Annotated in this window: 3 protein-coding genes; 2 read left to right on the top strand and 1 reads right to left on the bottom strand. The window is 40.8% G+C overall.

What is annotated here, in order from left to right:
• On the bottom strand, positions 1–2337 hold a 2337-nt coding region (locus tag AC4GME_RS17915), incomplete at its 3' end, for a heavy metal translocating P-type ATPase (RefSeq protein WP_490379947.1).
• Between the two features lie 154 nt (positions 2338–2491).
• Between AC4GME_RS17915 and dinB the strand changes: the two genes are divergently transcribed.
• Positions 2492–3592, top strand: a complete 1101-nt coding sequence (gene dinB / locus AC4GME_RS17910; RefSeq protein ID WP_490379946.1) for a DNA polymerase IV — start codon at positions 2492–2494, stop codon at positions 3590–3592.
• Between the two features lie 29 nt (positions 3593–3621).
• The coding region (locus AC4GME_RS17905) for an SDR family NAD(P)-dependent oxidoreductase (RefSeq protein ID WP_490379945.1) at positions 3622–3887 on the top strand (266 nt) is incomplete at its 3' end.

Below are 3887 nucleotides of genomic sequence, written 5' to 3'. Positions count from 1 at the left end.
GGAAAGGGCCATGGCTGCACCTGCAATTGCTGGGCTTAAGTAACCAGCAGCTGCTGCAGGAATGGCTACCGTATTAAAAATAAATGCCCAGAATAAATTTTGTTGTATCTTAATCCAAGTCGCTTTAGAAATATCAATCGCTTGAGTTACTAAACGCGGATCGTTGCGCATCAGGGTGATCGAAGCACTCTCTTTGGCGACATCGCTGCCGGTCCCCATGGCGATACTGACATCTGCCCCCGCAAGCGCAGGCGCGTCATTGACGCCATCTCCCACCATTGCCACCTGCTTATCTTTTTGTAATGCTAATAGTTGTGCAAGTTTCTGCTCAGGTTTAAGTTCGGCAAAGCTCCTGGTTACCTGTAATTGCGCGCTGATATGTTCAACCACACTGCGTTTATCACCGCTTAAAATAACCGTTTCAATTTTACGTTTATGCAGCTGCTGTATCGCTTCGAAACTTTCCGGACGCAGTTGATCAATGATACTGACATAACCTAAGAACAAACCATCATAAGCGATATAAACTAAGCTGCCAGTGTCTGTCAGTGATTCATTTGTGTATTGCGCTGGCACGTTAACAGAAAAACGCTGCATCATGCTCAGATTACCGGCAATGACGAGTACGCCATTAACCTTACCTTGAATTCCCTCGCCACTAATCGCTTGTACCTCTTGTGCTTCAACAACCTCAATATTTTCATTTAAACAGTAACTTTTGACTGCATGGGCAATGGGATGTTTGCTACCTGTTTGTAACGCATTAAGTTTGCTTAACAGGGTGTTGTTATTGTTGTCCACACTGACGATTTCGGCAATTTGACCTTTACCTTGAGTAAGGGTGCCGGTTTTATCAAAGATTATGGTTTGTAATTTATAAGCCTGCTGCAGCGTTTTAATATCTTTAATTAATATGCCGTGTTGTGCGGCAACGCCGGTACCGACAACTACGGCAGTGGGGGTTGCCAAACCCAATGCGCATGGGCAGGCGATCACTAATACGGCAACCGCACTGATTAAAGCATGCTGAAAGTCCCCGCTGACAAAATACCAGGTTAAAAAGGTCAGGATTGCAATAACCAATACCACGGGCACAAAAATAGCGCTTATTTTATCAACTAATTGCATGATCGGCGCTTTGCTCATCTGTGCATTTTCAACTAGCGAAATAATTTTACTTAAACTGGTTGATTCACCAACAGCTTGTGTTTTTATCAGTAACACGCCATCGCCGTTTATACTGCCCGCAATCACTTTACTGTTTATCTCTTTTAAAATCGCTTTACTTTCACCGGTTAATAACGACTCATCTAAGTAACTTTTCCCTTCAAAAACCACACCATCAATGGCAACTTTTTCGCCAATCGCCACTTGCACCAGATCTCCCACCTGCACATCTTCGATATTCACATCGACAAATTTCTTGCCTTTTTTTACCTGTGCGGTATCAGGGCGCAGCGCCATCAGGGCATTAATGGCACTGCTGGTACTTTGTTTAGCGCGATGCTCTAAATATTTACCCAATGTAACCAGAGTGATAACTAAGGCGCTCGACTCAAAATAGAGCGGCTGATTTGAGCCTGATAAAAAGATATAAAGGCTATAAAAATAGGCAGAACTGGTACCCAAGGCGACCAATACATCCATATTCGTGGTGAAGTTTTTCATGCTGAACCAGGCACCTTTATAAAAGCGCGCGCCAATTATAAATTGCACCGGTGTCGCTAAAATAAACTCCAACCAAGGGGTTAATAACTGCTGGTCCTTATTAACAAACATATTCACCATGCTGATCAAAAATGGCAGGCTTAATAACGTGGCAACCACGATAGTGAATAATGCTTTCTTATCTTGTCTTTTTTGTAACGCAATTTTTTGTTCATTTTGTTGTTTAAAATTCTGTTTAGATTTAATACTTAGCTGATAAGGAAGAAGCTTGGAAAACTGTTCAATATCCTGCTTATTTAATGCACCTTGTAGGGTTTGAATCTGTACAGTTTCAGTTGCAAAGTTACTTTGTGCATTAATAATAAATGGCTGACCATTAAGCACTTTGCTGGTTTTACCGGCACAACTGGCGCAACTCCAGCCTGTCGCAGATAAAAGCAGGGTTTCGGTATCCGTTTGATACCCTTTCTCTTCAAGTAACGCCAAAATAGCAACAAGCGTATTCGTATGGTCAATGCTGTTATCAAAACTAATCTGCGCGCTTTCTAATGCAAAATTAACTTCTGCTTGAATACCCTTTATCGCGTTTAATGCTGTTTGTAATCGAGTCGCACAAGCTGCGCAATTCATACCATATACAGACAATTTTAAATTCGATGAAATTGACATATCAGTTCCTTAACTAAACTTAATTAATATTAGCTTAGCCTTTACCCTTAGGGGAAGGTCAAACTAGATCTAAAAATAATCCAAAATAAATTTTAGCTTGCATTTTATTCAAAACAGCAGAAAATGTAGCTGTCTATAAAAACAGGTGTTAATCTTGGCTGAACTTTCTGTTACCACGCAACGAAAAATAATCCATATTGATATGGATTGTTTTTATGCGGCTGTCGAAATGCGTGATAATCCTCAATATCAGGATATTCCTTTAGCGATCGGCGGACATAGCGAGCGCAGAGGGGTACTTTCAACCTGCAATTACAAAGCGCGTGAATTTGGGGTGCACTCTGCTATGCCAAGCTTTAAAGCAATGCAGTTATGCCCTGATTTAGTTATTATTCCCGGGCGTATGCAAGTTTATGTAGATGTATCTAAAAAAATAAAAGAGATCTTTTTTCGTTATACAGATCTGGTTGAACCACTTTCTCTTGATGAAGCATTTTTAGATGTTAGCGATTGTACTTTGTTTAAAGGCTCCGCTACCTATATTGCTCAAGATATTCGTCGCGCAATTTTTGAAGAGTTAAATTTAACCGCCTCTGCCGGCATTGCCCCCTGTAAATTTTTAGCAAAAATCGCTTCTGATGAAAACAAACCGAATGGCCAGTGTGTGATTGCGCCCGCGCAGGTTAACTCATTTATTAAAACCTTAGCCCTTAAAAAAATACCCGGGGTGGGAAAAGTCGCGCAGCAAAAATTAGCATTGAAAGGGCTTTTCAGTTGTTTAGATGTGCAGCAATATCCACCGGAAAAACTATTATTAGAATTTGGGAAACTCGGCGGAGCATTAATTAATTTTAGTCAGGGGATTGATAACCGGGTGGTTGAACCAAACCGAGAGAGAAAATCATTGGCTGTTGAGCACACCTTTGAAAAAGATCTTATTAGTGAAGAGCAGTGCCTTGAAAAGATTGCACTGTTTTATGAAGAGCTGGAAAGGCGTTTGCAGAAAGTCGTCAAAGAAAAGTTGATAACCAAAGTGGGGGTTAAAATTAAGTTTGCTGATTTCACGGTTAAAAGTGCCGAACGAAAATCAGATCAATTATCCTTACCTATGTTGAAAATATTAATGCATCATCTGTTAGAGAAAAATCCAGACAGATCGATTCGTTTGCTGGGGATATCGGTCGGTTTAGAAAAACGTGGTGCTGATAACGGCAATGCGGTACAGCTTAGTTTTATTGAAAATGGTTTCAGCTAGAAAGTGTAACTCAGCGAAAAGGGTTAAATATGAAAAAAGTAGTATTAATTACAGGTGCCAGTGCAGGATTGGGTGAAGAGTTTGCTTTTCAACTTGCTAAACAAGGCTTCTCTTTGCTATTGGTTGCACGTCGAGAGCAGCGCCTGCAGGAGATTCAACAACAATTAATGCTTCAATACCCGGAGCTGGATATCCACTATTTCTGTGCCGATCTAACGGATAATCAAGCCGCTCAACAAATAATGGCTTATGTTCAAGCACAATCGATGCAGTTAGCAGGTTTGATCAATAATGC

The sequence above is a fragment of the Psychromonas sp. genome (assembly GCF_983033635.1).
This window is presented reverse-complemented; position numbering and strand designations above follow the sequence as displayed.